Source organism: Phenylobacterium sp. SCN 70-31, assembly GCF_001724605.1.
GTDB lineage: Bacteria > Pseudomonadota > Alphaproteobacteria > Caulobacterales > Caulobacteraceae > Phenylobacterium.
In genome coordinates this window covers 17978-44269 of sequence record NZ_MEEX01000042.1, presented here as the reverse complement: position 1 = coordinate 44269, position 26292 = coordinate 17978, and the positions used below count along the sequence as shown (strand labels likewise).

28 protein-coding genes and 1 pseudogene are annotated in these 26292 nt (G+C 68.6%); 18 read left to right on the top strand and 11 right to left on the bottom strand.

What is annotated here, in order from left to right:
• Positions 1 to 708 precede the first annotated feature (708 nt).
• From ABS78_RS22055 to ABS78_RS22045, 4 genes and pseudogenes are all read left to right on the top strand, one after another.
• Positions 709 to 1713: an NAD(P)-dependent oxidoreductase gene (locus tag ABS78_RS22055; RefSeq protein ID WP_293384754.1), complete on the top strand. Its 1005-nt coding sequence runs from the start codon at positions 709 to 711 to the stop codon at positions 1711 to 1713.
• A gap of 47 nt (positions 1714 to 1760) precedes the next feature.
• Positions 1761 to 2813, top strand: a complete 1053-nt coding sequence (locus tag ABS78_RS22050) for a DegT/DnrJ/EryC1/StrS family aminotransferase (protein WP_293384751.1) — start codon at positions 1761 to 1763, stop codon at positions 2811 to 2813.
• Positions 2810 to 2977: pseudogene (locus ABS78_RS23965) on the top strand (NAD(P)-binding protein); the annotation flags it as partial. The gene ABS78_RS22050 and the pseudogene ABS78_RS23965, both read left to right, overlap by 4 nt.
• Positions 2978 to 3085: 108 nt before the next feature.
• Positions 3086 to 3856 carry a hypothetical protein gene (locus ABS78_RS22045; protein ID WP_293384748.1) on the top strand — a complete coding sequence of 257 codons (771 nt, stop codon included), beginning with the start codon at positions 3086 to 3088 and terminating at the stop codon, positions 3854 to 3856.
• Here the strand turns inward: ABS78_RS22045 and ABS78_RS22040 are convergent.
• Positions 3822 to 5003: a glycosyltransferase family 4 protein gene (locus ABS78_RS22040; protein ID WP_293384745.1), complete on the bottom strand. Its 1182-nt coding sequence runs from the start codon at positions 5001 to 5003 to the stop codon at positions 3822 to 3824. The two genes, ABS78_RS22045 and ABS78_RS22040, sit on opposite strands and share 35 nt — an antisense overlap.
• 146 nt (positions 5004 to 5149) lie before the next feature.
• Between ABS78_RS22040 and ABS78_RS22035 the strand changes: the two genes are divergently transcribed.
• The 7 genes from ABS78_RS22035 to ABS78_RS22005 all read left to right on the top strand — a co-directional run bounded on the left by ABS78_RS22035 (position 5150) and on the right by ABS78_RS22005 (position 11302).
• The gene (locus tag ABS78_RS22035; protein ID WP_293384742.1) at positions 5150 to 5977 is read left to right on the top strand and encodes a polysaccharide deacetylase family protein; all 828 of its coding nucleotides are present in this window, start codon (positions 5150 to 5152) and stop codon (positions 5975 to 5977) included.
• Positions 5978 to 6247: 270 nt separating this feature from the next.
• On the top strand, positions 6248 to 6772 hold the full coding sequence (eco, locus tag ABS78_RS22030; protein WP_293384739.1) for a serine protease inhibitor ecotin: 525 nt from the start codon (positions 6248 to 6250) through the stop codon (positions 6770 to 6772).
• Between the two features lie 187 nt (positions 6773 to 6959).
• Positions 6960 to 8444, top strand: a complete 1485-nt coding sequence (locus ABS78_RS22025; protein ID WP_293384736.1) for an autotransporter outer membrane beta-barrel domain-containing protein — start codon at positions 6960 to 6962, stop codon at positions 8442 to 8444.
• A complete protein-coding gene (locus ABS78_RS22020) occupies positions 8444 to 9250 on the top strand; it encodes a hypothetical protein (protein ID WP_293384733.1) in 807 nt (268 codons plus the stop codon). The genes ABS78_RS22025 and ABS78_RS22020 overlap by 1 nt, the downstream gene beginning before the upstream one ends.
• Positions 9251 to 9381: 131 nt before the next feature.
• Positions 9382 to 10005: a HupE/UreJ family protein gene (locus ABS78_RS22015; RefSeq protein WP_293384757.1), complete on the top strand. Its 624-nt coding sequence runs from the start codon at positions 9382 to 9384 to the stop codon at positions 10003 to 10005.
• Positions 10002 to 10661, top strand: a complete 660-nt coding sequence (locus ABS78_RS22010) for a hypothetical protein (protein ID WP_293384731.1) — start codon at positions 10002 to 10004, stop codon at positions 10659 to 10661. Before ABS78_RS22015 ends, ABS78_RS22010 begins: the two co-directional genes overlap by 4 nt.
• 53 nt (positions 10662 to 10714) lie before the next feature.
• The gene (locus tag ABS78_RS22005) at positions 10715 to 11302 is read left to right on the top strand and encodes a hypothetical protein (protein ID WP_293384728.1); all 588 of its coding nucleotides are present in this window, start codon (positions 10715 to 10717) and stop codon (positions 11300 to 11302) included.
• Position 11303: 1 nt separating this feature from the next.
• Here the strand turns inward: ABS78_RS22005 and ABS78_RS22000 are convergent, their stop codons facing one another.
• Positions 11304 to 11816: a hypothetical protein gene (locus tag ABS78_RS22000; protein WP_293384725.1), complete on the bottom strand. Its 513-nt coding sequence runs from the start codon at positions 11814 to 11816 to the stop codon at positions 11304 to 11306.
• A gap of 234 nt (positions 11817 to 12050) precedes the next feature.
• Between ABS78_RS22000 and ABS78_RS21995 the strand changes: the two genes are divergently transcribed.
• Positions 12051 to 13568 carry an MFS transporter gene (locus ABS78_RS21995; RefSeq protein WP_293384722.1) on the top strand — a complete coding sequence of 506 codons (1518 nt, stop codon included), beginning with the start codon at positions 12051 to 12053 and terminating at the stop codon, positions 13566 to 13568.
• A gap of 24 nt (positions 13569 to 13592) precedes the next feature.
• Here the strand turns inward: ABS78_RS21995 and ABS78_RS21990 are convergent, their stop codons facing one another.
• Positions 13593 to 14348 (bottom strand): hypothetical protein, encoded by a 756-nt coding sequence (locus ABS78_RS21990; protein ID WP_293384719.1) that lies wholly within the window; start codon positions 14346 to 14348, stop codon positions 13593 to 13595.
• A 47-nt stretch (positions 14349 to 14395) separates the two neighbouring features.
• Positions 14396 to 14767: a hypothetical protein gene (locus tag ABS78_RS21985; protein ID WP_293384716.1), complete on the bottom strand. Its 372-nt coding sequence runs from the start codon at positions 14765 to 14767 to the stop codon at positions 14396 to 14398.
• Between the two features lie 73 nt (positions 14768 to 14840).
• On the opposite strand from ABS78_RS21985, the gene ABS78_RS21980 reads away from it, so the two are divergent.
• Together ABS78_RS21980 and ABS78_RS21975 are read left to right on the top strand one after the other, a co-directional pair.
• Complete coding sequence (locus ABS78_RS21980) at positions 14841 to 15485, top strand: HAD-IA family hydrolase (protein WP_293384713.1); 645 nt, start codon at positions 14841 to 14843, stop codon at positions 15483 to 15485.
• Positions 15486 to 15494: 9 nt separating this feature from the next.
• On the top strand, positions 15495 to 15785 hold the full coding sequence (locus tag ABS78_RS21975; protein WP_293384710.1) for a 4a-hydroxytetrahydrobiopterin dehydratase: 291 nt from the start codon (positions 15495 to 15497) through the stop codon (positions 15783 to 15785).
• A gap of 6 nt (positions 15786 to 15791) precedes the next feature.
• Here ABS78_RS21975 and ABS78_RS21970 read toward each other — a convergent pair whose 3' ends face one another.
• The gene (locus ABS78_RS21970) at positions 15792 to 16205 is read right to left on the bottom strand and encodes a Tat pathway signal protein (RefSeq protein WP_293384707.1); all 414 of its coding nucleotides are present in this window, start codon (positions 16203 to 16205) and stop codon (positions 15792 to 15794) included.
• 91 nt (positions 16206 to 16296) lie between these two features.
• Between ABS78_RS21970 and pseB the strand changes: the two genes are divergently transcribed.
• Together pseB and pseC are read left to right on the top strand one after the other, a co-directional pair.
• Positions 16297 to 17349, top strand: a complete 1053-nt coding sequence (gene pseB, locus ABS78_RS21965; protein ID WP_293384704.1) for a UDP-N-acetylglucosamine 4,6-dehydratase (inverting) — start codon at positions 16297 to 16299, stop codon at positions 17347 to 17349.
• A 5-nt stretch (positions 17350 to 17354) separates the two neighbouring features.
• Entirely contained in the window at positions 17355 to 18506 is a 1152-nt protein-coding gene (gene pseC, locus ABS78_RS21960) for a UDP-4-amino-4,6-dideoxy-N-acetyl-beta-L-altrosamine transaminase (RefSeq protein ID WP_293384701.1), read from the top strand.
• A gap of 277 nt (positions 18507 to 18783) precedes the next feature.
• On the opposite strand, the gene dnaA is transcribed toward pseC, so the two are convergent.
• The 5 genes from dnaA to mutM all read right to left on the bottom strand — a co-directional run bounded on the left by dnaA (position 18784) and on the right by mutM (position 23618).
• A complete protein-coding gene (dnaA, locus tag ABS78_RS21955) occupies positions 18784 to 20241 on the bottom strand; it encodes a chromosomal replication initiator protein DnaA (protein WP_293384698.1) in 1458 nt (485 codons plus the stop codon).
• Positions 20242 to 20636: 395 nt separating this feature from the next.
• Positions 20637 to 20906 (bottom strand): 30S ribosomal protein S20, encoded by a 270-nt coding sequence (gene rpsT / locus ABS78_RS21950; protein ID WP_293384695.1) that lies wholly within the window; start codon positions 20904 to 20906, stop codon positions 20637 to 20639.
• Between the two features lie 121 nt (positions 20907 to 21027).
• Positions 21028 to 21807: an enoyl-CoA hydratase gene (locus ABS78_RS21945; RefSeq protein WP_293384692.1), complete on the bottom strand. Its 780-nt coding sequence runs from the start codon at positions 21805 to 21807 to the stop codon at positions 21028 to 21030.
• Between the two features lie 45 nt (positions 21808 to 21852).
• A complete protein-coding gene (locus ABS78_RS21940; RefSeq protein WP_293384689.1) occupies positions 21853 to 22725 on the bottom strand; it encodes a TraB/GumN family protein in 873 nt (290 codons plus the stop codon).
• 11 nt (positions 22726 to 22736) lie between these two features.
• Positions 22737 to 23618: a bifunctional DNA-formamidopyrimidine glycosylase/DNA-(apurinic or apyrimidinic site) lyase gene (mutM, locus tag ABS78_RS21935; protein ID WP_293384686.1), complete on the bottom strand. Its 882-nt coding sequence runs from the start codon at positions 23616 to 23618 to the stop codon at positions 22737 to 22739.
• 150 nt (positions 23619 to 23768) lie between these two features.
• On the opposite strand from mutM, the gene ABS78_RS21930 reads away from it, so the two are divergent.
• Entirely contained in the window at positions 23769 to 24527 is a 759-nt protein-coding gene (locus ABS78_RS21930) for a class I SAM-dependent methyltransferase (protein ID WP_293384684.1), read from the top strand.
• A gap of 4 nt (positions 24528 to 24531) precedes the next feature.
• Positions 24532 to 26025 (top strand): 2-polyprenylphenol 6-hydroxylase, encoded by a 1494-nt coding sequence (ubiB, locus tag ABS78_RS21925; protein ID WP_293384681.1) that lies wholly within the window; start codon positions 24532 to 24534, stop codon positions 26023 to 26025.
• 9 nt (positions 26026 to 26034) lie between these two features.
• Here the strand turns inward: ubiB and ABS78_RS21920 are convergent, their stop codons facing one another.
• Positions 26035 to 26274 (bottom strand): helix-turn-helix transcriptional regulator, encoded by a 240-nt coding sequence (locus ABS78_RS21920; protein WP_293384677.1) that lies wholly within the window; start codon positions 26272 to 26274, stop codon positions 26035 to 26037.
• Positions 26275 to 26292: the final 18 nt, after the last annotated feature.

The following is a 26292-nucleotide window of genomic DNA, read 5'->3' as shown; positions in this document are numbered from 1 at the left end:
TCAGTTACATATCGCATTGTAGCGTGCCCTGTCGTGCATTTAGGATAGGCAGGCTAAATTGCTCCGAAGGCAAAGGTCACACGTTCGAATCGTGTCGGGTGCGCCAGCGAAATCAACGGCTTGGGCAATCTCGAGGTGCGATCTCCAAGGCACTCGTCACCACCCAGCTACCACCGAAGAGCCAAAAGGCGCAGCGTTCGCAACGTCGCGAGCGGTCTCGGGCACGCCTGAGATGTGCAACGGCTGCGGAATCGACCAACTTGCACAACCATGGGACCGTTTGACGACCGTCCCCTAAAACGCCGAAAGAGCAGCACGAACAAGCGCTGCGAGGGTGCTGGTGCCAGTGCTGGGCAAGCAAGGCTTCCTACCGCCGATCAAAGCGAGCCCTAGCGGCGCCATGCGGCGTCTTGCTGAGATGGCGTTGCGGGCGTGTATCGGAGGTGTCGTCGAAACGTCGGGACTTGCTGGCGCGACTTCCAATGCGACCGACGACCATGAACACCTTCACCAAGCTCAGCGTCGAGCAGGCGACCAGCCTTACCCACCTCGCCGTTATCACGCTATGGCTACGCTGGATGTCGCTTCCTCCTGGAGCGGGACCGCTCTAGGCGTGTGAATACGCACGCGGGCTCGCCCTGAAGGCGACTGCACTTTCCACCTGCGCAATCTAAGCGCTACCGTCGCTTGGCGGCGTGGGGAAAGCTGATGCGCGTGCTGATCATAGGAGGCGCAGGTTTTCTGGGCGCCCATCTCGCCCGTCGTTTCTTGGACGCCGGCCATCACGTGGCTGTGTTCGATATCGCGGATCTCTCCGACTTCGACACGACGCCGACGGCTACTGCGAATTTACGGGAGCGATCATCACGCCTGCTCGCCGGAGCAGGTCGGGTGCGGGGCAATGTGGGTAATCGTGCCCAGTTGGCGTTGACGATGCGCCAGTTCGAACCCGACTGCGTCTGCTATCTCGCTGCCCAGCCCCTCGTGCATCAAGTGGATGCCAATCCGGCCGAGGCGACCGATTCCATGACCACAGGGCTAACGAACTGCCTGGAACTCATACGCAGAGAGACCCGCTCGATCCGGTTCGTCTACACCTCCTCCAGCATGGTCTACGGACACTTCACCGCCGACCCCATCACCGAGGACGCGCCGACCACTCCTGTCAACTTGTATGGAGGCTTGAAGCTGGCGGGGGAGATCCTGACCCGAACCTATCTTGACCGGACCTCGCATGAAGCCGTGATCGTGCGGCCGTCTGGCGTCTACGGCCCCACCGATATCCATGGTCGCGTGGTCCAGAAATGCTGCGAAGCCGCCGTGACCGGCGAACCCTTTGTCGCAAACAACCCCGAAAGCACCTTCGTCGACTTCACTTGGGTAGGCGATCTCGCCAAAGGCATACTGTTGGCTGCGACCTCGCCAACCGCCGGAGGCGAGACGTTCAACCTTACGTTGGGAAAGGCGCGTTCGCTGAGTGACCTTATTGGTGTCGTCTCATGCCAGACGGGCGGCGCCCTCAGGGTTGTAGCAACAGATACTGAGCTTGCGTATCGGCCCCGCAGGGGCGCCCTGGGCATCGAAAAAGCCAGGCGGTTGCTCGGGTATGCACCCCAGGTCGACCTAGAGCTCGGAGTTCAAAAATACCTCAATTTCATACGCCAACGGCTCGTCGGATCGACTACAACGCTGCAAGACCTCGTATCAACGTGAGCCTCCCTCCAATTGAGTTCGCGGCGTGCCGACGTGAACAGGCGGCGATGGCCCCCGAGCTGACGCCAATCGTCGCCCGGGTGTTGGCCAGCGGACAGATGTTACAGGGCCCCGAGGTGGCGCGTCTGGAGGCCGACTTGGCGGCGCTTTGCGGGCGCAAGCACGCCATATGCGTTGCATCTGGCACCGACGCCCTTTTCTTTTCGCTTGTCGGCCTCGGTATCGGGCCTGGCGACGAGGTGCTGGTCCCTGACGTGTCATTCATCGCCACGGCGTCGGCGGTCGTTCGAACTGGTGCTAGGCCCGTTCTCGTGGACGTCGATCCTGGCTGCTTGATCGACCTGTGTAGAGCCGCCGAGGCCGTTACTGAGCGGACAAGGGCCATACTGATCGTCCAGCTATTTGGCGCAATGGCGGATCCAGCCCGTGTCTGTGACTTCGCCGAACGTTATGGACTTCAGGTGTTAGAAGATGCCGCCCAGGCCTTTGGCGCACGGTTCGGGAGCACGCCCGCCGGCGCTCTGGGCGCTGTCTCCGCGCTCAGTTTCGATCCTATGAAGGTACTGAGTGCTCCGGGGAGCGGCGGCGCAGTCTTGACAGACGACGACGACCTCGCCGCCCATGCGCGGAGGCTGCGCTATCACGGTCGCGAGGATGGGCGTTATGTCGAGCTAGGCTACAACTCTCAGCTACCCAGTCTGGCGGCAGCGGTTCTGTCGGCGAAGCTGGAGCATCACCCCGCCTGGACGGTGACGCGGCGTGAGATCGCCGCCCAACTTTCCGCCGCCCTGTCTGACCTGCCCATCGAACAGCCAGCGCTCGATCCACGGGTCGAACATGCCTGGCACAAGTTCGTTATTCGGTTGGATCGACGCGATGCCCTGGCCTCGCATTTGGCGGCCGCGGGCGTTCCGACCATGGTCCACTATCCGCGCCCTTTTCATCGCGAGGAACTGTTCGGGGCGCAACCTGACGACCACTTTCCGGCCGCCTCGTCACATGCCCATCGCGCGCTCTCCCTTCCGATCCACGCGCAACTCACCGACGAGGAGGTCGAGCGCATCGCTCTTGCCGTCCGCAGGTTCTTCGGGGTCGCGTGACGCCAACTGTTGTCGGAATAGGCACAGGCCCCCTGACGCTCTTGCGAGCGGTTCGGCTTGCGGAGAGCGGCCACGCCGTCACCCTGCTCGACCAAGGCGACGTACCGGGAGGGGCCTGGGGCGCTCGGGATTTACTCGGTTACGGGAACGTGGAGTTCGGCGCCCACCTCCTTGAGAATCGGCAGGGTCTCTATCGCACGCTACGGAATGAGTTTGACGTCCCGCTGGCGTACGACCCGTGCGAGAGCCTTGTTGGGGGCTGCAGATTGCCCATGCGTTGGACTCGCTCCGGATTTCATGTCGCCGTCGGAATGAGAGCCCTAGCGCGCGGGGAGTTCGACAAGTATGCGCGCGCCTGGCAATCAGCCGCGCGCTCCGCCATCTCTGGGACTTCCTACAGCTATCCGACCGCCGGGGCGGCCGACCTTGTCGGCGCGTTGTGCCGGCGCCTGATCGCCGCCGGCGGCGCCATCCGAATGCGCGCCAAGGTCGAGGCTCTGCACATTGAAGCCGACGCTGTCCGGGTAGAGACAGATTCGGGTGCGTTGCGGACGTCTCGCGCCCTGGTCGCTTCGCGCGCGTTTGCGCCGGTGAGCATCGGCGGCGTCAACCAGCCGCTGACGATTGAACGCGGCATCTGCCGCAACTTGGTGATGCGACTTCGTGGCGGCGGCCAGCGGCGCTTTTCCTATGTGGAGGTCCTGGGGCACCCTCGACTCAAGAGACTACGGGACTTGAGTCCACTGGTGACGCCGGCCGTTGATCCGCAGGAGCGGATCCTTTGCGTGCAGCATCGTTCGACCATGAGCGACGACGCGATCGCCGATGCTTGCACGCTAGTCGCGGACCTTACCCAGACGAGACTGATGGAGTCACTGCCGGAGGTGGTGGACGCCGTGCGGACCGACGTGACGCTGGAGACCCTTACGAACGCCACTCTTAAGCGACTGGAGCGCGCTTCAATGGGTCGAGTGGAGGGCCTGCCTACGACGGACATCGCCGAGGGCTTCATAGATCGGCGGGATCGGCTGGCGGCGGCATGAGCCCGTCGTAGGCTGCAAGCAGCGCGGCGCGCTCTCGATCCCAATTGAAGCGGGCCTCCGCTACTGCGAGGGCTTGGCGGGCCATTGCACCCCGATAGTCGGGATCGGCGATAAGGCTTCCAATGGCCGTGGCGAGTGCGCGCGGACTCCCTTCCGCTGCATAGACGGCGGCGTCACCCAGTAGGCGCACCGTCTCGGTGAGGGGGTAACTCGCGATCGGGATACCAAGGGCGCTGTACTCGAAGACCTTGTTCATCGAGATACGATCGTTGAAGGGCGTGCGTGGGTCGGGGATCACTCCAATGTCGAAATCGCTGAGATGCGCCCACAGCGCCTCGCCGGAGAGATAGCCGGTGAAGGTGAAATGCGCTTCGAGCCCCAACTTGCTCACTTGATCGCGGGTGGATGCAAGGGCAGGACCGTCTCCAACGACGACGACCTGGAAATCCTCTTGGCCATAGTCGTCACGAAGCGAAACAGCGGCGTCAACAAGATGGTCGAGGCCGTCCTGAAACCCGATGACGCCCAGATAGCCCACGACTACGCCGCGTCCCGCTCTCGCGCTGCGGTCCGGAGCGACGCGCTTCAGCCGGCTGGTGTCAGGTATCGTATGAACGACGGAGACGCATTCCGGCCGTTTTCCGCCGCGCTTCAACGCGATCTCGCGAAAGCTCTCGTTGGACGATATCACGTGGTCCGCCATCCGGAACGAGAGCGCTTCGAGCCAGAGAAGTATCTTGTGGAGAGGCCTATTTCCGAACCTGGATTCGTACAGCTCGGGCGCCAAGTCGTGATGGTCGAAGATGAAGCGCACGCCAAGCAGCTTGAACGGCGCCGCGGCGAGGAAAATCAGGTCGGGCGGGTTGCAGGCGTGGATGACATCGAATCCCTGCTTGAGGAAGATCCGGATGAGCAGCCAAAACTCGCAGGCCAGCGCGGCCGAGTATTCCAGCGCGTAGCCGGTCAGGCCCGAGCCTTCAAGCGGCAGAGGATGGCGATATACATCGATCCCCTCAAGTATTTCACGGCCGGCGCGGGCGCCCTTCCCCTTTGGACAAATGACAGAAACTCGCCATCCGGCGTCCCGAAGAGCGATTGCCTGCTGCCAGACATGGCGGTCCAGAGGAACCGGAAGGTTCTCGACCACGATGACGCAGCGGCGAAGCCGGCGTTGACGCCTCGGGGAACTGCGAAACATCAAAACCCCAATAGAGGAGAGGGTTGGCTTCGCGCCTCGTCCCATGGAAAAAATCGGGTGTAAAGTAGAGCTGGTCCGTGCCTAGAGAGGCGAGAATGGCGTCCGACGGTGGCTTCAAGACAGCGGTCGCAGCCGCCTGGGACTCAGGTGCGCGGCTTTTGCCGCGGTCGCCCGCCCTGACGGTGCTCTACTTCCATGCCGTCACAGCCGAACATGGTCGAGCGTTTGAGGCGCAGATCGCCTACCTGAAGCGGACGTCGAGCATCGTCTCAGCGGCCTATGAGGGACCACTGGACACCTTGAGGCCCAATGTTGCCGTAACCTTCGACGACGCGTTTCGATCAGTGCGCGATCACGCATTGCCTGTTCTGATCGAACACAACATCCCGGTGACTGTCTTCGTGCCTACAGGTTGGACCGGACGTGAACCAGCGTGGAGCCGGCACGACAAATGGGATGGTGGGGAGGTGGTCATGAGCCTCGCCGAGTTAGCCGCTTTGCCCCCAAACTTGGTGACGCTCGGATCTCATTCTGTCGATCACCTGCACCTGAGCCGCTTAACCGATGAGGCTATCGAGGACCAACTGGCGCGATCCCGCGCAACGCTGGAAGGCGCCCTTGGTCGGCCCGTCGATCTCCTGTCCCTTCCCTACGGCGACTACGACAAGCGCGTTGTCGAGCTCGCAGTCCGGGTGGGATACCGATTCGTATTTTCCGACCGACCGCAGATGCTGCGCCAGGGCGGCAAGGGGCCTTTGCGAGGTCGCACGGCCGTCGATCCAACAGACGATCTTCGGACCTTTGCTCTGAAAAGCCGGGGAGCTTTCGCCTGGATGCCGGCGGCCGTTCGCGTCAAGGCGGTGCTCAATGGAGAGTTACAGGCGTTGTCACCTGGATGGCGTTGGCAGCAGCGCTACCATTGAGAGCTGCGCCTGACGCCGCGCGCCGGAGGACTTGGTGCTCTGTCCGGTGACGGAATGTCCCCGTCAGCCGTTGAGCTTGGAAGTTGGTGCCGGGCGTCCATTCATCGCGCCATCGACCGCGGCTGCCGTCCGATCCGCAGTCGCCTTCACAGGACTATCCGCCATCGGCGGATTTCAGCCGTCTCCGGCGCGGAAGCCTTTGAAGGACATTGGGCCGAACCGGCCCTTGCGGTCTTGCAACCAAGGTCGCGCCGAAGAATTCTGGTCGGCATGAAGACAAGCTCCGCTCTCACGGTCGGCGCGTCGGGCTTCGCCCTGGCCGCCTTCATCGCCGTTCCGGTGTGCGCAAATCCGGCCCCGAAGCCGGCGCCGAAGCCGGCCGCCGGCAGTTCGGCTTCGGCCGATCTACGGCCCTACCCTGCGGCGGCGAAGGGACAGAAGCGAACGGTCATCCAGCTCCCCGCCCTGGCCGACGCCGAGGCCGACATGAAGGTCGAGATCATCGTCGGCAAGACGATGCGGGTCGACTGCAACATCCGCTTCTTCGGCGGTCGGGTCGCCGAGCGCACTGTCCAGGGTTGGGGCTACACTTACTATGTCCTGAAGGATCTCGGTCAGGCCGCCTCGACTCTGAAAGGCTGCCCGCCGGGCTCGGAGCATGATGCGTTCGTACGCAGCTCGGACGAGACTCTGATCCGCTACAACAGCCGGCTGCCGGTGGTCGTGTACACACCCGCCGACGTCGAAGTCCGCTACAGGATCTGGCGCGCAGGCGAGCCGCAAAGCGTCGACTGAACGCGGATAGCCGCCGGGAACCGCCCGAGCCCGAGCCGGACATATACGGGCCGTCCGAGCGCCCGGAACGTCGCCACCAAAATCGAACAACGGTCTTTGGGATGAATGTCACACCCCCGATCGGGGGATGAATCCGCACCACGGCGCAGCTAGCCACGCCCCCTCAAGTATCGAGGGGAGTTCTGTCTTGAAGCGCATCATCGGCCTGACTGCGGGCCTGTCCGCCGCCGCCCTGGCGGGGGAAGCCCTGGCCCAGACGACGCCGCCCACCACGCCGCCGGTGACACCGCCTGTCACGGTCCCGGGCGGCCTGGGCACCACCGTCATCACGCGTCCCGATGGCACCCGGATCGAAACCACCGTCCTGGGCCCGACCTCGCTGCGGATCGTCATCAGCGGCGGCGAGTACGCCAGCAACCCCGTCACGGTGAACTTCACCAACATCACCTCGTCGGGAACCACCCAGACCTATACCGGCGACGTGACGCAGGGCGGGACCACCTCGCCCTTCACCTGCACCGTGAACTCGACCACGGGCGCCGTCACGGGAAGCGGCGCCTGCGCCGACGCGCTCGGGGGCAGCAGCACGACGCCGCCCACCACGCCGCCGGTGACGCCGCCTGTCACCCCCCCTGTTACGCCGCCCACGGAGCCGCCGACCACGCCGCCGACGACTCCGCCCACCACGCCGCCGCCCACGCCCGAGCCCACCATGGTGGCGCCCGACGGCACGGTGATCACCATCGCCACGGGCAACCTGCTGCTGCTGACCGCGGTGCAGACCGACCAGTTCCTCAACTCGCTGCTGGGCGACGCCCTGTCGTCCAGCTACGGCCAGGCCTTCGTGGCGGCCCGCGCCCTGGTGCTGTCGGCCGGCGCCCGAGGGGGCGGCCGTGCGTCGCTGGATGGCTATCGCGGGATGTCGGCGGGCGAGGCCGAAGCGCCGCTGGGCCTGTGGGTCAACGCCACGGGCGTGCGCCTGAAGGACAAGCGTCCCGGTCGCGAGCAGAAGGGCTGGTCGCGCAGCGTCGCCGTCGGCGCCGACTACCGTTTCTCCAGTTCGATGCTGGGCGTCTTCGCCGCCTATGGCGACACCGACCTGGACGGCCCCTTCGTCGAGCACGAGTCCGACGGCTGGACCGGCGGCGTGTACGGCTCGGTGCTCGTGCTGCCGAACGTCGCGGTGACCGGGATGGTCGGCTACAACAAGCAGGACGTCTTCAACGCCCGCACCTTCGGCATCCTGTCGTCGCGGGGCGACACCGAGCGCGACCAGTGGTTCGGCAGCCTGACGGTGGAAGGTTCGGTGGCCCTGGCCCCCGAATGGTCGCTCCAGCCGGCGGCCTCGCTGTTCCTGTCGAAGTCCGACACCGACGCCTATGTGGACAACGCCGGCCGCGCGATCGGCGCCGTGGACAACAGCATGTCGATCCTGCGGGTCGGCGCCACCCTGTTCCGGCACTTCGAAGGGTTCTCGCCCTACGTCAGCGCCGCCTGGGACCACTATCTCAAGGACGAGATCGGCACCGACAACGACTACGGCCGCCTCGGCGCCGGCATCTCGTTCAACCTGACGCCCGGCAGCTACCTGTCGGTCGGCGGCAGCACCACGGTGAGCCGCAAGGGCGAACGCGAGACCATGTTCGGGGCCACCCTGGGCGGCCGCTTCTGATGCGCCGCCCGCGAGGCGCGGCCCTGGCGGCCGCCCTCGCTCCGCTGTTGCTGCTGGCCGGCTGCGCGACCGCACCGCCGGCTCCGGAGGGCTGGACCGTCCGCGACGTGACCGCGGGCGGGCATCTGCTGGCCGCCGCCACGCCCTCGGCCCAGCGGCCGGGCTCGGTGCTGACGGTGGTGATCGAGGGCGACGGGCCCGCCCACGATCCCGCCGGCCGGCCCAGCGCCGACCCGACGCCGCGCCGGCCCGTGGGCCTCGCCATCGCCAAGGCCTGGCCCACGGGTCCGGTGGCCTGGCTGGCGCGACCCTGCCAGTTCACCCGCGCCCGCGATCCCGCCTGCCGCCCCGAGACCTGGTCACGCGACCGGTTCGGACCGGCGGCGTTCGCAGCCCTCGACGCCGGCGTCGATGCGCTGAAGGCCGCGACCGGCGCCCGGCAGGTGCGGCTGGTGGGATGGTCGGGCGGCGGGACGATGGCGGCGGCCCTGACGGCGGCGCGCGACGACGTGGCCGGCCTCGTGACCTTCGCCGCCCCACTCGACATCGATCACTGGACGACCGCGCGCGGCCTCTCCCCCTTGCCCCAGGCCGAAGCCGTGCGCGGCCTCGGTTCGGCGCGGAGCCCGGTTCCACAGGTCCACCTGCTGGGCGCCCGCGACCGAACCGTGAGGCCTGGCGAGGGCCTGGAGACCGCGCGCCGCCTGGGCGTCGAGGCCCAGGTCGCGGACGAAGCCCACGATTGCTGCTGGCCCCACCGGGTCGGAGAGGCCGTCGCGGCGCTGGAACGCCAAGCCCGACCTTAGCAGGCCCGACCTTAGTCGGCGCCGCGAATCGCGGATATGCCTGGGGCGTGGGGAACGCTCGCCTCCTGGTTCTTGGCCTCATCGCCTGCACGACCGCCTTCGCAGGGGCCGGCTTCGCCGCCGCCCACGACATTGGCGGAACCGACGCCGCGTTCGTCGCCGCCGCGCGCGGCGGCGATCCGATCCCCTTCGCCTATCTCGGCGCCAAGCACATGGTCACCGGCTACGACCATCTGCTGTTCCTGGTGGGCGTGATCTTCTTCCTCTACCGGCTGCGCCAGATCGTCCTCTATGTCAGCCTCTTCTCGCTGGGCCACTCCATCACCCTGCTGGCCGGCGTGTTCTTCGACCTTCACGCCAACGCGTTCCTGGTCGACGCGGTGATCGGGCTTTCGGTCGTCTACAAGGCGTTCGACAACCTGGGCGGCTTCCGCACACTGTTCGGCGTCCAGCCCGACACCCGCGCGGCCGTCCTGGGCTTCGGTCTCATCCACGGCCTGGGCCTGGCCACCAAGCTGCAGGCGATGTCGCTGAATCCCGACGGCCTGCTGATCAACCTCGCGGCCTTCAACGTGGGCGTCGAACTGGGGCAGGTGCTGGCTCTGTCGCTGATCCTCGCGGCCATGACGCTTTGGCGGCGCACGCCGCTGTTCGGTCGAACGGCGACAGCGGCCAACATCCTGTTGATGCTGGCGGGCTTCGTCCTGGCCGGCCAGCAGTTCGCGGGCTACCTCCTCATCGGAGATCCGGCATGACCGAAACGCCGAACGCGCCACCGGGCCGGCCGATGGGGCGCGGCGCCCTGATCGCCTCCACGCTCGGCGCAGCGGCGCTGGGCGCGCTGATCGTGCTGGGCGCGATCCTGCCGGCCGAGTTCAACCGCGATCCCCTGGGCCTCGGCCGGCTGAGCGGCCTGTCGCGCCTGTGGGCGCCCGAGCAACAGGAAGTGGGCGCGACCTCGGGCTCGGCGCCTCGTGCGCGCGAGTACGACACCGCCTTCCGCACCGACGTGGTCGAGATCCCGCTCGGCGAGTTCATGGCGGGCGCCGACCGTTCCAGCCTGGAATACAAGGTGCGCATGCGGAAGGACGCCACCCTGACCTACGCCTGGGAGGTGGTGGGCGACGTGGACCCGCGCGACTTCACCTTCGACCAGCACGGCCACACCACGCCGAAGCCCGGCGAAGGCATGAAGGTGTCGTCGTTCCGCCGGGGCTTCGGCCTCCGCCAGCAGGGCGCGATCACGGCGCCCTTCGACGGTATCCAGGGCTGGCAGTTCTCGAACGCGGGCGAACGGCCCGTCGTGGTGCGCCTGCGGTTGGCCGGCTTCTACGAACTGGTTCCGGCGGGCCAACCGGGCAATGAGGCCGGGATCGTCGCCAACGTCGCGGCGGCGCAGGCGCGCCCCTGACTGCAACACCTTCGCCGCAATTGACGGGTTTCATGGCGGCGAAGGAGCACTCCATGCGTCTGCGCCCCGTCCCGGCCATGCCCACCATCGTGGCGCTGGCCCTCGCCTTCGTGGCCATGCCCGCCCTCGCCACCGGCGCGGGCGATGCGCCGATCGCCACGGCCTCCGTCCTGCCGGCGGCCCAACCCACGGCGCCCAAACCCCAGGTTACCGAGCCCCCGGTCGCCGAACCCGGGGTGGCCGACCCCACGGTGGCCGAGCAGATCGACGCCTATCTCAGGAGTTCGCCCGCGCTGGAAGCCGACGAGGCCGACGCCGTGGCGGGCGTCGTGCCGAAGCGCGACCGTCGGGTCCACGGCGAGGTGGCGGTCGGCGTCGGCACGGGCGGCTATCGCAGCCTTTACGCCCGCGCGGACATGCCGGTGGGCGAAAGCGGCACGCTCAGCGTCGCCATACAGGATACGCGAGGCCGGTTCGGGGCAGGCCGTTTCGTAGATGACAGGTTCGCAGGCGACCGGTTGGGGGGCGGATGGGCTGGCGGCCCCGACCGCCAGCGCTGCGACCTCGAGGGGCTCGCGCCGCCGCGACCGCTCGACATGATCGGCGGGCCGCACGGCCGCTGCGTCGCGCGACTCCGCTGAACTATCTGCCGGCGGGCGGATCGTGTGGCGGCAGGGGCGCCTCGGCCTCTTCCTGCGGCGCGATGACGAACTGCTCGTGGCAGGCGACGCAGACTTCGTAGACGCGGCCGCCCTCGTCGAACACGGCCTGCTTGTCGCGCTTCTCGGCGGCGTCGCGGGCGACCAGCGCACGCTCGGTGAGCATCCGGGCGTACTTGTTCCAGTCGGCCTCGGGCGCGCGGGTGCGACCGGGGATCTGCATCAGGTTCCCGGCCTCGACCAGCATGGTGGCGCCCGTCACCAGGGTCTCCCACCCCTCGTCGGTGGTGGGGGACAGGTCGCGTTCGCCCGCTTCCGTCACCTCCACGCCCGAGCCACGCCAGTACATGAAGGCGGCCGGGTCGACGAAGTGGAGCATGAACTCGCTCATCGGCACGTCGGTGTTGAAGTCCGGCTGAGCGTCCCCGCCGCCCGGCGCCTTGGAGCAGGCGGCGAGCAGTGCGAAGGTGGCCGCAAGCGTCGCGAGATGTCTCAAGGCGTACTCCCATGACCGGAATGGCGCGGCCGTCTTAGCCCCCGCGACCCGACCCGCACCGTACGGAACGGTAGCGGCTCCGTTACAGACTCGCCGCACGGACATCCCGTGGCGCCGAAATCGTGATCCTCGGCCCCCGTCGGATAGTCGAAGCCGCGGTATGGCACAATTGACGGGCCGCGCGATCTCCGCTTCGCTCCTCCCAAAGCGCCAGAGAGCGCAGGGAGGAACTGCATGACGGCCGCACCAGCGGGCGCCGCATCCGAGCGGCTGCCCATGCGCACGAAACTCGGCTTCGGCCTGGGCGGGGCCGCCGAAACGGTGGTGCTCTATTCGGTCTCCAGTTTCGCCCTGCTGTTCTACAGTCAGGTCCTGGGCGTACCCGCCCACATGGTCGGACTGGCGCTTTCGGCCAGCCTGATCCTGGACGCGCTCTCCGATCCCGTCGTGGGCTCGATCTCGGATCGGACACGTTCGCGATGGGGTCGACGCCATCCCTATCTGTTCGCAGCGGCCATCCCCATCGGCGTGACCGGCTGGGCGATCTTCAGCCCGCCCCAGGGGCTGGACCACACCGGCCTGCTGGTCTGGCTGACCCTGTCGGTGATCCTCATGCGGCAGGCGATGACGTTCTTCTATGTCCCGCACCTGGCCCTCGGGGCGGAACTCTCGCCGCACTACACCGAGCGGTCGAAGGTCATGGGCTATTTCAGCTTCTTCAACTGGGCCGGGGGTTCGCTCACCACCATCATGGCCCTGCGCCTGTTCTTTCCCAGCACGCCCGAATATCCGCGCGGCCTGATGAACCCCGGACCATGGCCGTCCTACGCCATCGCCATCGGCGTCGTCACCTCGGTCTGCCTGCTGGCCTCGGCCTGGCTGACCAAGGACCGGATCCCGTTCCTTCCGAAGGCCCCCGAGGGCACGAAGCTGTTCAGCTTCAGCGAGTTCTTCGGCGACATCGGCAAGGCGCTGCGCAACATCAATTACGTCTGGCTGCTGGCGGCCTATTTCTTCGTGGCCCTGATGATCGGCCTGCGGGAGGGGCTGCGCCTCTACGCGGCGACGTTCTATTGGGACCTCTCCAGCGAGACCCTGAGCTGGTTCGTGCTCGGCAGCCTCGCCGGCTATCTCAGCGCCTTCTACTTCGCCCCGCGCCTGCACGGGCGGATCGACAAGAAGCGCACCATCATGATCTCGGCGCTGGCGTATGCGGTGATCCCGCCCATCCCGCTGGTGCTGGGCATGATGGGGATCCTCAGTCCTTCGACCCCGGGCCTGGCCCCGATCCTGATCGCCTTCGCCGCCGTTCAGTACGGCGCGATCAGCGTACTGCAGATCAGCGTGATGTCGGCCCTGGCCGACATCGCCGACGAGAACGAACTGAAGTTCGGCGTCCGGCAGGAGGGGGTGCTTTACGCCACGCGCACCCTGGCGGGGAAAATCGACCACGCGATCGGGATCGCCCTGGCCGGCGCGGTCATCACGCTCATCCAGTTCCCGCGGGACGCCAGGACCCACGCCGACGTTCCGGCGGACGTGCTGTTCGACCTCGCGCTCTGGGACAGCGTCCTGGCGGCGATTCCGGGTGTGATCGCCGTGGGCTTCTACGCCCTCTACGGCATCAACCGCGAAAGCTACGAGCGCACCCGCGCGGCGCTCGAGGAACGGCGCGCCGCCGCAGCAGCAGCCTCGTCGGCTCCCACCCGGACCGCCCCGGACGGCGGCCTGGCCCCCGCGCCGGCCGAGTGACCGTCGGGAACCGTCGGAGACGCGTCAGGCGGGGCGCAGCGCCTGGATGAGACTGCCGGTGTAGGCCGCGTGGCCGACATGGGTGAGGCGCGCGGTCACGTCGGCCCAGATCTCGCCCCCCAGGTCGCGCCAGCGGCGGCAGAAGGCGTAGTCTTCCGAGAGGTACTGGCCCGTCTCGGGCTCGATCATGGTGTCGAAGACCATGACCGCCTCGGGCGCCAGCTTGTCGGCCATGTCGCCCATCCGGGCGCGCAACTCGGGATGGGCGTCGCAGATGCGCTGCATGGCTTCGCGCGAGATCATCAGGAAGCCCGTGCCGCCGTAGGCGACCTTCGCGAAGCCGTCGTCCACCTCGACGCTGTTCTGCGGATTGGGCAGGAAACGGACGACATAGCCGATGGCCACCGACTGGAGGTCGGCCACGTCGGCCTTGGCCGCGGCCCGGGCCTTCTCCCAGTCGATGTGCTTCAGTGGGCAGACGGCGGCGACCACATCCCGTTTCGACTCCAGCAGCCGGAAGACGTTCTCGGGCGCGAAACCGATATCGGCGTCCACGAAGAGGATGTGGGTCGAGTCGGGATGGGCCAGGAACTGGGCGGCCAGGCGCGAACGGCCGCGGGTGATCAGCGCCTCGCCACCCATCATCTCCACGTGCAGCCCGATATCGCGCTCGCGACAGGCCTCCTGGAGGCGCAGCAGCGAACTGACGAAGTGCAGGGTGAGCTGGCCGCCGTAGCAGGGTACGGCGAGGTAGATGAACGGCCTGGGCGTCTCGGACATGGCGCCGACCATAGGGCTGCCGGCGAACGCCGTCGATCACCTCGGTGTCAGGTCGCGCCGACCCGCCCGGGCGCCAGCCGCCGGACCACGGCGAACGCCAGGACGCCGAGACCCACCCCGATCGCATCCGCCGCGAAGTCCGGCAGATCGGCGTGGCGGCCCGTCGGGGCCAGCCCCTGGGCGACCTCCACGAACGCCCCGAACGCGAGGGCGAAGGCCGGAATCGCAAGCCGCCGATCCGGCGCCAGCGCATAGCCGGTCACCGTCAGGATGAACCAGGCGACCACATGGTGCAGCCGATCCCCGCCGGGCGCGTCGGGCAGGTCCGGGGACGGGAGCAGGCACAACGTCAGCAGGACCAGGCACGCCAGCACGTAGAGCCCGATCCGGAGCGGGCGCGGAAACCGGTAGGGAAGCATCGTCGCTTACTTGCACGTCCGATTGCGTCTCTCTAGCGTCCGCCGACCTTAAATCCGGTGCAGGAGCTGTGTGTTGGCGATCGAGGCGGTGATCTGGGATTTCGGCGGGGTGTTCACGTCCTCGCCGTTCGAGGCCTTCAACCGGCTGGAGGCCGAACGGGGCCTGCCCAAGGACCTGGTCCGGCGGGTCAACGCGACGAACCCCGACACCAACGCCTGGGCGCTGTTCGAGCGCAACGAGATCGACGCGGCGCGGTTCGACCAGCTCTTCCTCGAGGAATCGACGGCTCTGGGTCACCCGCTGCGGGGCGCCGACGTGCTGCCCCGGCTGTCGGGCGAGCTGCGGCCGCGGATGGTATCGGCGCTGAAGGCGTGCAAGCAGCACTTCAAGGTGGGCTGCATCACCAACAACGTGGTCTCGGTGCATTCGCCCGGCCAGGACGGCGCCCAGAAGGCGGCCGGCGCCATGGGGCAGGTGATGCCCCTGTTCGACGCCATCATCGAGAGCAGCAAGGCGGGAGTCCGCAAGCCCGATCCCCGCATCTATCTGATGATGTGCGATCTGTTGGGCGTGCAGCCCGACACCTGCGTCTACCTCGACGACCTGGGCATCAACTGCAAGCCGGCCGCCGGCCTGGGCATGAAGGCCATCAAGGTGGTGGACGTGGACCAGACGTTGTCCGAACTGGCCGCGGCGACCGGCCTGGCCTTCGAATAGGAGACCGCCATGACGCGTCCCGCGAAGATCGGCGCCGATGCCGCCCTGGCCCGGCTGAACGGCTGGGCGAAGGCCCCGGGGAACCGCGACGCGATATCGAAGACCTTCCGGTTCGAGGATTTCAACGCCGCCTTCGGCTTCATGACGCGGGCGGCGATCCGGGCCGAGCAACTGGACCATCACCCTGAGTGGTTCAACGTCTACAACCGGGTCGACGTCGTCCTGACCACCCACGACGCCGACGGGGTGACCGAACTGGATGTGACCCTGGCGTCGTTCATGGACCGGGCCGCGGGCTGACCCGCGTCAGTTCACGATGATCGAGCCCAGCAGCACCTTCGCGCCGGGCTTGCCCAGGATGGCGTCGGTCTGCCGCTGAAGCGTCTGGGCGATGTAGTCGGGATTGGGCACGGCGCCCTGGGCCAGGCCGGCCGCATACGACTGGACGATCTGGAGATAGGCGGCGCGCAGCCGCGGCGTCGATTGTTCCGCCCGTGTCCGCAGCGCGGCGTCCGGCACGTCCAGTCCCAGGTCCACCGACAGCACGCCGCGGCGTCCCCCCGGGCGTATGGTCGCGCCCATGAGGCTCTGCACCGGCACGTACGAGCCGCCGCCGGACTTCTTCTTCTCGCCCCCGGCCGCTCGCGCCGCGGCGGGCGCGACCACGGCGGCCAGCGCGAGCCAGGCTGCGAGCGGCGCTGCGAGCGGGGAACGGGTCATGTGCGACACCATGACCGATCATGGTTAGCGGTCCATTTACGCGGGTCTGCGACGAAAGGGTCTGATTCGAAGACCGACCGCGGAGCGCCCCTTGGGCCGATTTGCGCCGACCAAACTCGACCTCGACGGCAAGGTCATCCTCGTGACCGGCGGGACCGGCTCGTTCGGGCGCCGGTTCATCGAAACGGTCCTGACCCGATACGCGCCGCGCAAGCTGATCGTCTATTCGCGCGACGAACTGAAGCAGAGCGAGATGCAGATCGACCTCGCCGAGCGTTTTGGGGCCGAGAAGATGGGCGCCATGCGCTTCTTCCTCGGCGACGTGCGCGATCGCGAGCGGCTGAGCCTCGCCTTCCGGGGGGTGGACATCGTGATCCACGCCGCCGCCCTGAAACAGGTGCCCGCGGCCGAGTACAATCCCTCGGAGTGCATCCACACCAACGTGCTGGGCGCCGAGAACGTGGTGTGGGCCTGCCTGTCTAACCGTGTGAAGCAGGTGGTGGCCCTCTCCACCGACAAGGCCTGCAATCCGATCAACCTCTACGGCGCCACCAAGCTGGCGTCCGACAAGACCTTCGTGGCCGCCAACAACCTGTCCGGCGACATCGGCGCGCGGTTCGCCGTTGTCCGCTACGGCAACGTCGTCGGCTCGCGCGGCTCGGTGATCCCCTTCTTCCAGCGGCTGATCCAGCGCGGCGCCGCGGACCTGCCGATCACCGACCCGCGGATGACCCGGTTCCTCATCACCCTGGATGAGGGGGTGGACTTCGTGCTCTCGTCGCTGGACCGGATGCACGGCGGCGAGGTCTTCGTTCCCAAGATCCCGTCCATGAAGGTGACCGAGATCGCCGCCGCGCTGGCGCCCGGCCTGCCGACCCGGGTCATCGGCATCCGTCCCGGCGAGAAGCTGCACGAGATGATGATCTCGGCCGACGACGCGCGGAACACGGTGGATCTGGGCGACCGCTACGCCATCGAACCGGCGTTCGTGGAATACACCCGCGAGCCCCTGGCCGGCGCGAAACTGGCCGACGACTTCAGCTATGCCAGCGACACCAACACCGAGTGGCTCGACCACCCGGGCCTCATGGGCATGCTGGCCGCCGACCGGCCGCGCGACCGCCGCCGGCGCGCTGGCGACTGACCGCCATGCTGCCCTACGGTCGCCAGACCATCGAGGACGACGACATCGCCGCGGTGACCGCGGCGCTGAAGGCCGACTTCCTGACCACGGGCCCCACAGTCGAGGCCTTCGAGCGCGCGTTCGCCGGGACGGTGGGCGCGCCCCACGCGGCAGCCTGCTCCAACGGCACGGCGGCGCTGCACCTGGCCATGCTGGCGCTGGACGTGAAACCCGGCGAGGCGGTGATCGTCCCCTCCATCACCTTCCTGGCGACGGCCAACTGCGCCCGCTACGTCGGCGCCGACGTGATCTTCGCCGACGTCGATCCCGAGAGCGGCCTGATGACGCCCGCGACGCTCGCCGAGGCGATGGGGCGTGTGGGTGACCGGCGTCTCCGGGCGGTGCTGCCGGTGCATCTGCGTGGCGACGCCTGCGACCTGCCCGCGCTGGCGCGACTGGCCGGTGAGGCCGGGGCGGTGCTGGTGGAAGACGCCCCTCATGCCGTCGGAACGACGATGAATTTCGGCGATATGACCGAACAAATCGGCGATGTGCGCCATTCGGCGATGGCCACCTTCTCGTTTCATCCCGTGAAGACCATCGCGACTGGCGAAGGCGGCATGGTGACCACGGGCGATCCGCGCCTGGCCGAACGCCTGCGCCTGCTCCGCTCGCACGGCATGGTGCGACCGCCCGGCCGCGAGCCGTGGTGGTACGAGATGCCCGAGCCGGGCTTCAACTACCGCCTCCCCGACATCCTCTGTGCGCTGGGCCTGTCCCAGCTCGCCAAGCTACCGCGCTTCGCGGCCCGCCGCCGCGCCCTGGCCGCGGCCTATGGCGAGGCGCTGGCCCCGCTGGCGCCGGCCGTGCGCCTGGCCGCCCGGCCGGCCTGGAGCGATCCGGTGCTGCACCTGATGGTGGCGCTCGTCGACTTCGAGGGCCTCGGCCGTACGCGGCTGGAGGTGGTGGAGGCGTTGAAGGCGAAGGGGGTCGGAACCCAGGTCCACTACATCCCGGTCCACCGCCAGCCCTACTACCGCAACCTCTACGGCCCCCTGGACCTGCCGGGCGCCGAGGCCTGGTACGCGCGCTGCCTGTCGCTGCCCCTGTATCCCGGCATGGCCGACGACGACGTGGGCCGCGTCGCCGAGGCGCTCCGGGACGTGCTGGGGCTCTGAGGCGCGTCGGCGCCGCTCGAAGGTTGTCCACGAGAAACACAAAAGGCGCGCCCGGTCCCGAAAAGGCCGAGAAGCGGCGCCCCCCTCTCTTCGACCACGGACCATCACGTGCCATCACCGGCCATCACGGACGTCCGTGATGGTCCGTGGCTCCATGACGGGACTTTCCGCTCGCGCGCAGGCTCGAAGTCTCACCCGGCCCGTTCGTGCTTTCCGGGGGCGAGCAGAAGACGCCTGCACGTCCGCAGGCCTCTACGGCCCTTCCCCGACGCTCGCTTCAGCCGCGCAGCTTGCGCAGCAGGACATCGACGTCGCGGGCGATACCGGGATCCTCGGCCTTCAGCGCCTCGATACGGCGCACGGCGTGCAGCACCGTGGTGTGGTCGCGCCCTCCGAAGCGGCGGCCGATGTCCGGCAGCGAGCGGGTGGTGATCTGCTTGGCCAGCCACATGGCCACCTGCCGCGGGCGGGCGACGGCGCGCGCGCGCCGTTCCGAAATCAGGTCCGCCTGCTTCAGCGCATAGTGTTCGGCCACGGTCTTCTGGATCATGTCGACGGTCACCTTGCGCTCGGTGACGGACAGATGCGGCCGCACGATGGCCTGCGCCTCGTCCAGGGTCAGCCGGGCGATGTCGCCGCCCACGCGGGCCACCAGGGTGTTGAGGGCGCCTTCCAGTTCGCGGACGCTGTCGGTGAAGCGGTCGGCCAGGAACTGCATCACCTCGGGCCGCGCGCCGGGAAGGAAGCCCTGGGCCTGGGCCAGGGTGTTCAGCTTCCGCTCCAGGATGCCCAGGCGCAGGCTGCGGTCGGCGGGCTCGATGCCGCAGACGAGACCGGCCTGGAGATGCGAGCGAAGGCGCGGCTCCAGCTCGGACAGCTCGGTAGGGGAGCGGTCGGCCGTGAGGACCACCCGGCGGCCGTCCTCGACCAGCGCGATCAGGGTGTGGAACAGCTCTTCCTGGGTCTGGGTCTTGCCGGCCACGAAGTGGACGTCGTCGATCAGCAGCAGGTCGGCGTTGCGCAGATCGTCCTTGAACGCCTGGGTCTGACGGGTCTGCAACGCGTTGACGAAGGTCGAGGTGAAGCGCTCGGCGGAGAGGTAGACGACCCGGCGGTCCGGCTCGGTCCGCATGGCCTCCCACGCCAGGGCGTTCAGCAGGTGGGTCTTCCCGAAGCCGTAGGGGCCGTGGAACACCACGGGATTGAAATGGCCGTCGGCCCAGGACGCCACGCGGCGGGCGACGGCGAAGGCGAACTCGTTGGCGGGGCCGGAGACGAAGGTGTCGAAGGAATAGCGTTCCTGGAGACCCTGGAGGCGGCCGTGCCGGGCGGTCGTCGGCGCGACGGCCTCGACCGCCTCCACCTCATAGACGGCCGGCGCGGCCGCGACCCGGCTCCCGCCCGCGTTGACGGCCACCGGCGGGGCGTAGGCGGCCTCGACGTCCATCCGGCATTTCAGGTCCAGGCGGCGGCCCTGCGGGTCGTTCTGGGCCCACAGCTCGCCGATGCGGCGCCAGGCGTTGTTGCGGATCCAGTCCCGCGCGACGCCCGTGGCGGCCACCAGGCACACCTCGTCCCCGGACTCGCGCAGAGCCGCCTGGCCGAGCCACGACCCGAACGTCGCATCGCCCAGTTCGCGCTTGAGAACCTGGCACGTCTTGCTCCACACGGCCATCGCCGGCGCGCTCGCCATAGCTCCCGCAGCCCCCCCGCTCGTCATTCCTCGAAACCCCATCGCACCACTGCCGACAGGCCGGGGCCCCGAACCCCCCAACCAACATGAAATTCAATACAAACAATCCCTTATCCGGCGAACACATGTGCTACGCCGCTGCCCCGGTTGGACCGGGATCGAAGGGAATGAACCTGTAAGAGGGCTGACACTACTGGGGGGGCCGGGGGGGTCAACGGTGATTCTTTGCGTCCGCCAGACATATTTCTGTTGACTCGGCAGGGACCCTTTTCGGTCCAAGGGAAAGGCTGAAAGCCGGGTCCAGAGGCTGAGCAAAACGGTCGCAAGCGGCGCATCGGAAGCCCTTTTCCGAGGCACAAAAAAACAGCGCCCGAACGGGCGCTGCCTGTCAGAAATCCTAGCGGCGAAGGCGGGGTGGGAACCCCGCCGGCGACGGCTCAGGCCGCCGACATCTTCTTCAGGCGGGCGGCCAGGCGCGAGACCTTCCGCGAACCGGTGTTCTTGTGCACGACGCCCTTCGACACCGCGCGCATCAGCTCCGACTGGGCCTCGACGAAGGCGGTCTTGGCGGCGCCGGCGTCGCCCGAGGAGATGGCCTCCTCGAACTTGCGCAGATAGGTGCGCACGCGCGAGCGGCGGGCGGTGTTGACAGCGGTGCGGCGAGCGATCTTGCGGACCGCCTTCTTGGCGCCGGGCGTATTGGCCATTCGGGACTCTTCTCGAAACGGGAAGCACCCGCCGGTTGCCCGGCAGGCGAAATTGGAGGCGCGGATATACTGAAACCGACCTTGCGGGTCAATGCCGCCCGGACGCTTTCCCGCCCGCGCTTCAGCGACCCTTGAAGTCGGGCTTCCGCTTCTCGATGAAGGCCGCCATGCCTTCCTTCTGGTCGTCGAAGGCGAAGAGGGAATGGAACAGCCGGCGTTCCACCGCCACGCCCGTGGAGAGCGTGGTCTCGAAGGCGGCGTTCACCAGCTCCTTGTTCATCATCACCGCCAGCGGCGACTGGCCAGCGATCTTCGCCGCCGCGCCCAGGGCCTCGTCCAGCAGCTTGTCGGCCGGGACCACCCGGCTCACCAGACCCGCGCGCTCGGCCTCGGCGGCGTCCATCATCCGGGCGGTCAGCACCATGTCCATCGCCTTGGCCTTGCCCACCGCCCGAGGCAGGCGCTGGGTGCCGCCGATCCCCGGCATGACGCCCAGGTTGATCTCGGGCTGTCCGAACTTCGCCGTTTCGGCGGCGATGATGAAGTCGCACAGCATGGCCAGTTCGCAACCGCCGCCCAGCGCGTAGCCCGCCACCGCCGCAACGATCGGCTTCCGGAACCGCTCTACCCGCTGCCCGGCCTCGCCGAAGAAGTTCTGGGCGAACATCTGCGCGTAGGACTTGTCGGACATCTCCTTGATGTCGGCGCCCGCCGCGAAGGCCCGGTCCGACCCGGTCAGCACCACGCAGCGCACCGACTCGTCCGCCTCCGCCGCGTCCAGCGCCTGGCCCAGTTCCCCCAGCAGCTGACTGTTCAGCGCATTCAGCGCCTCGGGCCGGTTCAGCCGGATCAGGGTCACGCCCGCGCTGGGCGTCTCGACGATCAGGGTCTCATAGGCCATGGGGCGCTCCGGTTCCTCGCGCGGCTTTTCTCCGCGAGCAGGGACTTACGGTCCCGTGACCGAATAGCCAAGCGCACGCAGACGCTCGGGCACGCCCCCTTCGCCCACGAGGTGCCCCACCCCCACGACGACGACCGTGCGGCCCGCGCCCTTCAGCCGGGCGTCCAGCTCGGCGGTCCAGCGGATGTTGCGGGCCTCCACCAGCCGGCGGAACGCGTCGGGCGAGGCCTCGCGCAGCGGCTGCAACGCCTCGCGGTCCAGCGCTTGGGCGTCGCCGGCCAGCCACGCGCGGACCAGATCCAGGTAGCCGTCGGGATCGGTCTCCAGTTCCGCCACGGTCCGGGTCAGCGAGGTGATCTGGACGTCCTGTGGCGCGCCGTCGAAGAACCCGATCTGCTCGGCGGGCGTCTCCAGGGCGCGCCGCCTGAGGCCTTCGGGCAGGCGCGCCGCCACCTGGGCCTCGACGCCATCCGCGCTCGTGGCCCCCGCCTTGGCATAGGCGGCCGTGGCCAGCGCCACCTCGGCCAGCCACGGCTCCAGCCGGTCGAGGTTGGCCATCGGCACGCCGAGCCGCCCCGCCATACGGATCAGGCGCGTCTGATCCTCGGGCTCCAGCATGGCGAGCAGCGACCCGCCGGGCGGCAGGACGCCGGCCCCGGCCGCCAGGCGCGCGACCTCCCGCTCGGCTTCGGGGCCAACGTCCAGTTCGAACCAGATGTCGTCGGCGGCCACGATGGCCGCATCCAGCGCCCGCGGCCGCCAGTCCAGGCCCGGCGGCAGCAGATGCACCGAACCGAACAGCAGCATCTCGGAATCGGCGTCGCGCACGATCCAGACCGGCGGCTCGGCGCGGGCGGCCGGCGCCAGGCCCAGGACCGCGCCGGCCAGGGCGCCGAGGACCGTCAGCACGCGCCTCATCGCCGGCCCTCTCATCGCTGACACATGGGACAGTAGAAGGTCGAGCGGCCCGCCTGGACCTCCCGCCCGATCACGCCCCGGCAGCCGTCGTTGCGGCAGGGCTGGCCCTCGCGGTCGTAGGTCCGGAAGCTGTGCTGAAAATAGCCCAGGGCGCCGTCGGTGCGGGCGAAGTCGCGCAGGGACGATCCGCCCGCCTCGATCGCCTCGGCCAGCACCGCCTTGATCTCGGGGACCAGTCGTTCCAGCCGCGCGGCGCCGATCGATCCGGCCGGCTTGAAGGGCGATATCCGCGCCCGGTTCAGCGCCTCGCACACATAGATGTTGCCCAGGCCCGCCACGACCCTCTGGTCGAGCAGCAGCGTCTTCGGTCCCTGCCGGCGGCCCGCGAAGGCGGCCTTCAGGTGGGCGGCGTCGAAGGCGTCGGACAACGGCTCGGGTCCCAGCCCCGCGAACCACGGATGCAGGTCGAAGGCCGCGGTGTTGATCAGGGCCATGTAGCCGAACCGCCGCGGGTCGTAATAGGTCACGCGGTCGCCGGCCTCGGTCTCGAAGACGACATGAGCGTGTTTCGGGTCGGGATCGGCGGCGTAGTGAAACCGGCCGGGCCGCTCTGAGCCCCCTGTCCGCTCTGAGTCCTCGGGCCGGGCGATCTCGAAGCGCCCGCTCATCCCCAGGTGCATGACCAGGGTGTCCTCCCGCTCCAGCCGCGCCAGCAGATATTTCGCGCGGCGTACCAGGGACACCACCGTCGCGCCGGTGAGGATCTGCACGAAGTTCGGCGGCAGCGGGAACCGCAGGTCGGGCCGTCGCGCCTCCACCCGCGCCAGGCGGCGCCCCTCCAGCACGGGTCGCAGGCCCCCGCGCACCGTCTCGACTTCGGGAAGTTCGGGCATGCCCCCGGCTTGGCACGGCGCGGCGCCTGCGCCAAGGCGGAATGGCGGCGCTCCCGGGGCGCCCCGGCGACCCTTCTCGCAAAGCTTCTGTCCGGCGCGCCGCAAGACGCGCCTTTGCGGACCGGCGGCCGGCCCGCTATGAGCAGCCGCATGACGGGACCCACCGCAACCTTCGGCTTCCGCGACGTGGACGCCGCCGAGAAGCCCGGCCTCGTGCGCGGGGTCTTCGACAGCGTCGCGCGCCGCTACGACCTGATGAACGACCTGATGAGCGCAGGCGTGCACCGCCTCTGGAAGGACGCGACGGCGGCGCGTCTGAACCCCCAGCCGGGCGAGGTCATCATCGACTGCGCCGGCGGCACCGGCGACATGGCCCGGCGGTTCGCGAAGATGGCGCGGCGCGCGCAGGAGCGCCGGGGCGGCCCCGACGCCACCGTGTTCGTCCTCGACTACAACGCCGAGATGATCGCCGCGGGCGTCGAACGCGGCGGCCTGCCCGAGATGTGTTGGGCCGTGGGCGACGCCCAGCGGCTGCCCCTGCCCGACGCGACCGCCGACGCCTATGTGATCAGTTTCGGCATCCGCAACGTGACCGACATCCCGGGCGCCCTGCGCGAGGCCCGCCGGGTGCTCAAGCCCGGCGGTCGGTTCCTGTGCCTGGAGTTCTCGCGGCCGGGCAGCGCGGCGATCCGCGCGGCCTACGACGCCTATTCCTTCAAGGTGATCCCCGAGATCGGGGCGCGGGTCGCCAACGACCGCGAGAGCTATCAGTACCTGGTCGAGAGCATCCGCCGCTTTCCCGATCAGAAGACGTTCGCCGCGATGATCGGCGAGGCCGGCTTCTCGCAGGCGGGCTGGACCAACTTCTCGGGCGGCGTCGCCGCGCTCCATACCGGCCGGGCGATCTGAGCCGATGGCCTCGGCGGGCGCCTTCTTCCGGCTCATGGGCGCCGGCTGGACCCTGGTCCGCCACGACGCCCTTCTGCCGCGCGAGTTGGACGCCTTCTATTCGCCGGGCGTCCGCGCCTTGGGAAACGGCTTGCGCATCTTCGCCAGCCGTCGCGACGGGCGGCCGGGCGAGCGTCTGGCCCGCTCGCTGGAAGGCCTTGGTCCCGTCGCCATCAAGCTGGGCCAGCTCCTCTCCACGCGTGGCGACATCTTCGGCCGGACGTTCGCCGAGGACCTGAGCCGGCTCAAAGACAAGCTGCCGCCCTTTCCCACCGCCCAGGCCCGCGCCCAGGTGGCCCAGGAGATCGGCCGGCCGGTCGATGAGCTGTTCGCCACGTTCGGCGAGCCTGTGGCCGCGGCGTCGCTGGCCCAGGCGCACGAGGCGACCCTGAACGACGGCGCGCGCGTGGCGGTGAAGGTGCTGCGTCCCGGGATCGAGCGCCGGGTCGCGGCCGATTCCGCTGTCCTGGCCCTCGCCGCGGGGCTGATCGAGCGGCTCGCGCCGCCCCTGCGCCGCCTCGAGCCCGTCCAGTTCGCCCGCACGGTCATCCGCGCCACCGAACTGGAGCTGGACCTGCGGATGGAGGCCGCCGGCGCCGACGAACTGGCCGAGGTGATGGGCCGCGACGGCTACATGAGCGCGCCCAAGGTGATGTGGGAGGGCGTGGGCAAGCGCGTGCTGACCATGGGCTGGGCCGAGGGCATGCCCCTGTCCGACCCTGCGGCGCTGGAACAGCCGGGCCTGGACCGCAAGGCGCTGGCCGACAACCTGACCCGGGCGTTCCTGGCCCAGGCGCTGGATCACGGCGTGTTCCACGCCGACCTGCACGAAGGCAATCTGTTCGCCGCGGCGCCGGCGAAGATCTCGGCCGTGGACTTCGGCATCATCGGCCGGCTGGGCCCGACCGAGCGGCGCTATCTGGCCGAGATTCTCTGGGGCTTCCTGCAACGCGACTACCCGCGGGTGGCCAAGGTGCACTTCGACGCCGGCTACGTGCCCGCGCGACACAGCGTCGCCGCCTTCGCCCAAGCGCTGCGGGCGGTGGGCGAGCCGGTCTTCGGGCGTAGCGCCAGCACGATCGCCATGAGCCGCGTGCTGACCCAGCTCTTCGAGATCACCGCCCTGTTCGAGATGCACCTGCGGCCCGAGCTGGTCCTCCTGCAGAAGACCATGATGACCGTCGAAGGCGTCGCTCGCCGCATCGACCCCGACCACGACATCTGGGGAGCTTCCGAGCCGGTGGTGCGCCGCTGGATCGCCCGCGAGCTGTCGCCCGCCACCCGGATGAAGCAGCTTGCCGGCGAGGCCGAGACGGCGCTGCGCAATCTCGCCCGCCTCACCGAGCCACGGACGGCGGCGGCGGTCGAGGCCGACCCGCCGCCCGGCTCGCGACTGCTGTGGTTCGCCCTGGGCGCCTTGGCCGCCGGCGCGGCGTTCGTGGTGGGGGCGCTGCTGTAGCCGCCGGCTTCAGCCGTCCTCGTCGTCGAACGGGGCGTCGTCGGGCCCTGGCTCGTAGACCAGCAGGTCGCCGGGCTGGCAGTCCAGCTCCCGGCACAGAGCCGACAGCGTGGAGAAGCGCACCGCCCGCGCCTTGCCGGTCTTGAGGATCGAGAGGTTGGCGATGGTCACGCCGACACGGTCGGCGAGTTCCGTCAGCGACATGCGCCGCTCGAGAAGGACGCGGTCCAGGCTTACGCGGATCGGCATGGTTGTCTCGACCGGCCC

Excerpts from the sequence above, each read along its gene's own strand:
- ABS78_RS22035 (WP_293384742.1), top strand. The coding sequence starts at position 5,150 with ATGGCGTCCGACGGTGGCTTCAAGACAGCGGTCGCAGCCGCCTGGGAC.
- eco (WP_293384739.1), top strand. The coding sequence starts at position 6,248 with ATGAAGACAAGCTCCGCTCTCACGGTCGGCGCGTCGGGCTTCGCCCTG.
- mutM (WP_293384686.1), bottom strand. The coding sequence starts at position 23,618 with ATGCCCGAACTTCCCGAAGTCGAGACGGTGCGCGGGGGCCTGCGACCC.
- dnaA (WP_293384698.1), bottom strand. The coding sequence starts at position 20,241 with ATGGGGTTTCGAGGAATGACGAGCGGGGGGGCTGCGGGAGCTATGGCG.
- ABS78_RS22010 (WP_293384731.1), top strand. The coding sequence starts at position 10,002 with ATGACCGAAACGCCGAACGCGCCACCGGGCCGGCCGATGGGGCGCGGC.
- ABS78_RS21930 (WP_293384684.1), top strand. The coding sequence starts at position 23,769 with ATGACGGGACCCACCGCAACCTTCGGCTTCCGCGACGTGGACGCCGCC.
- pseC (WP_293384701.1), top strand. The coding sequence starts at position 17,355 with ATGCTGCCCTACGGTCGCCAGACCATCGAGGACGACGACATCGCCGCG.
- ABS78_RS21920 (WP_293384677.1), bottom strand. The coding sequence starts at position 26,274 with ATGCCGATCCGCGTAAGCCTGGACCGCGTCCTTCTCGAGCGGCGCATG.
- rpsT (WP_293384695.1), bottom strand. The coding sequence starts at position 20,906 with ATGGCCAATACGCCCGGCGCCAAGAAGGCGGTCCGCAAGATCGCTCGC.
- ABS78_RS22050 (WP_293384751.1), top strand. The coding sequence starts at position 1,761 with ATGGCCCCCGAGCTGACGCCAATCGTCGCCCGGGTGTTGGCCAGCGGA.
- ABS78_RS22045 (WP_293384748.1), top strand. The coding sequence starts at position 3,086 with ATGCGTTGGACTCGCTCCGGATTTCATGTCGCCGTCGGAATGAGAGCC.
- ABS78_RS21985 (WP_293384716.1), bottom strand. The coding sequence starts at position 14,767 with ATGCTTCCCTACCGGTTTCCGCGCCCGCTCCGGATCGGGCTCTACGTG.
- ubiB (WP_293384681.1), top strand. The coding sequence starts at position 24,532 with ATGGCCTCGGCGGGCGCCTTCTTCCGGCTCATGGGCGCCGGCTGGACC.
- ABS78_RS21945 (WP_293384692.1), bottom strand. The coding sequence starts at position 21,807 with ATGGCCTATGAGACCCTGATCGTCGAGACGCCCAGCGCGGGCGTGACC.
- ABS78_RS21990 (WP_293384719.1), bottom strand. The coding sequence starts at position 14,348 with ATGTCCGAGACGCCCAGGCCGTTCATCTACCTCGCCGTACCCTGCTAC.
- ABS78_RS21940 (WP_293384689.1), bottom strand. The coding sequence starts at position 22,725 with ATGAGGCGCGTGCTGACGGTCCTCGGCGCCCTGGCCGGCGCGGTCCTG.
- ABS78_RS22055 (WP_293384754.1), top strand. The coding sequence starts at position 709 with ATGCGCGTGCTGATCATAGGAGGCGCAGGTTTTCTGGGCGCCCATCTC.
- ABS78_RS21995 (WP_293384722.1), top strand. The coding sequence starts at position 12,051 with ATGACGGCCGCACCAGCGGGCGCCGCATCCGAGCGGCTGCCCATGCGC.
- ABS78_RS21975 (WP_293384710.1), top strand. The coding sequence starts at position 15,495 with ATGACGCGTCCCGCGAAGATCGGCGCCGATGCCGCCCTGGCCCGGCTG.
- ABS78_RS22005 (WP_293384728.1), top strand. The coding sequence starts at position 10,715 with ATGCGTCTGCGCCCCGTCCCGGCCATGCCCACCATCGTGGCGCTGGCC.
- ABS78_RS22020 (WP_293384733.1), top strand. The coding sequence starts at position 8,444 with ATGCGCCGCCCGCGAGGCGCGGCCCTGGCGGCCGCCCTCGCTCCGCTG.
- ABS78_RS21970 (WP_293384707.1), bottom strand. The coding sequence starts at position 16,205 with ATGACCCGTTCCCCGCTCGCAGCGCCGCTCGCAGCCTGGCTCGCGCTG.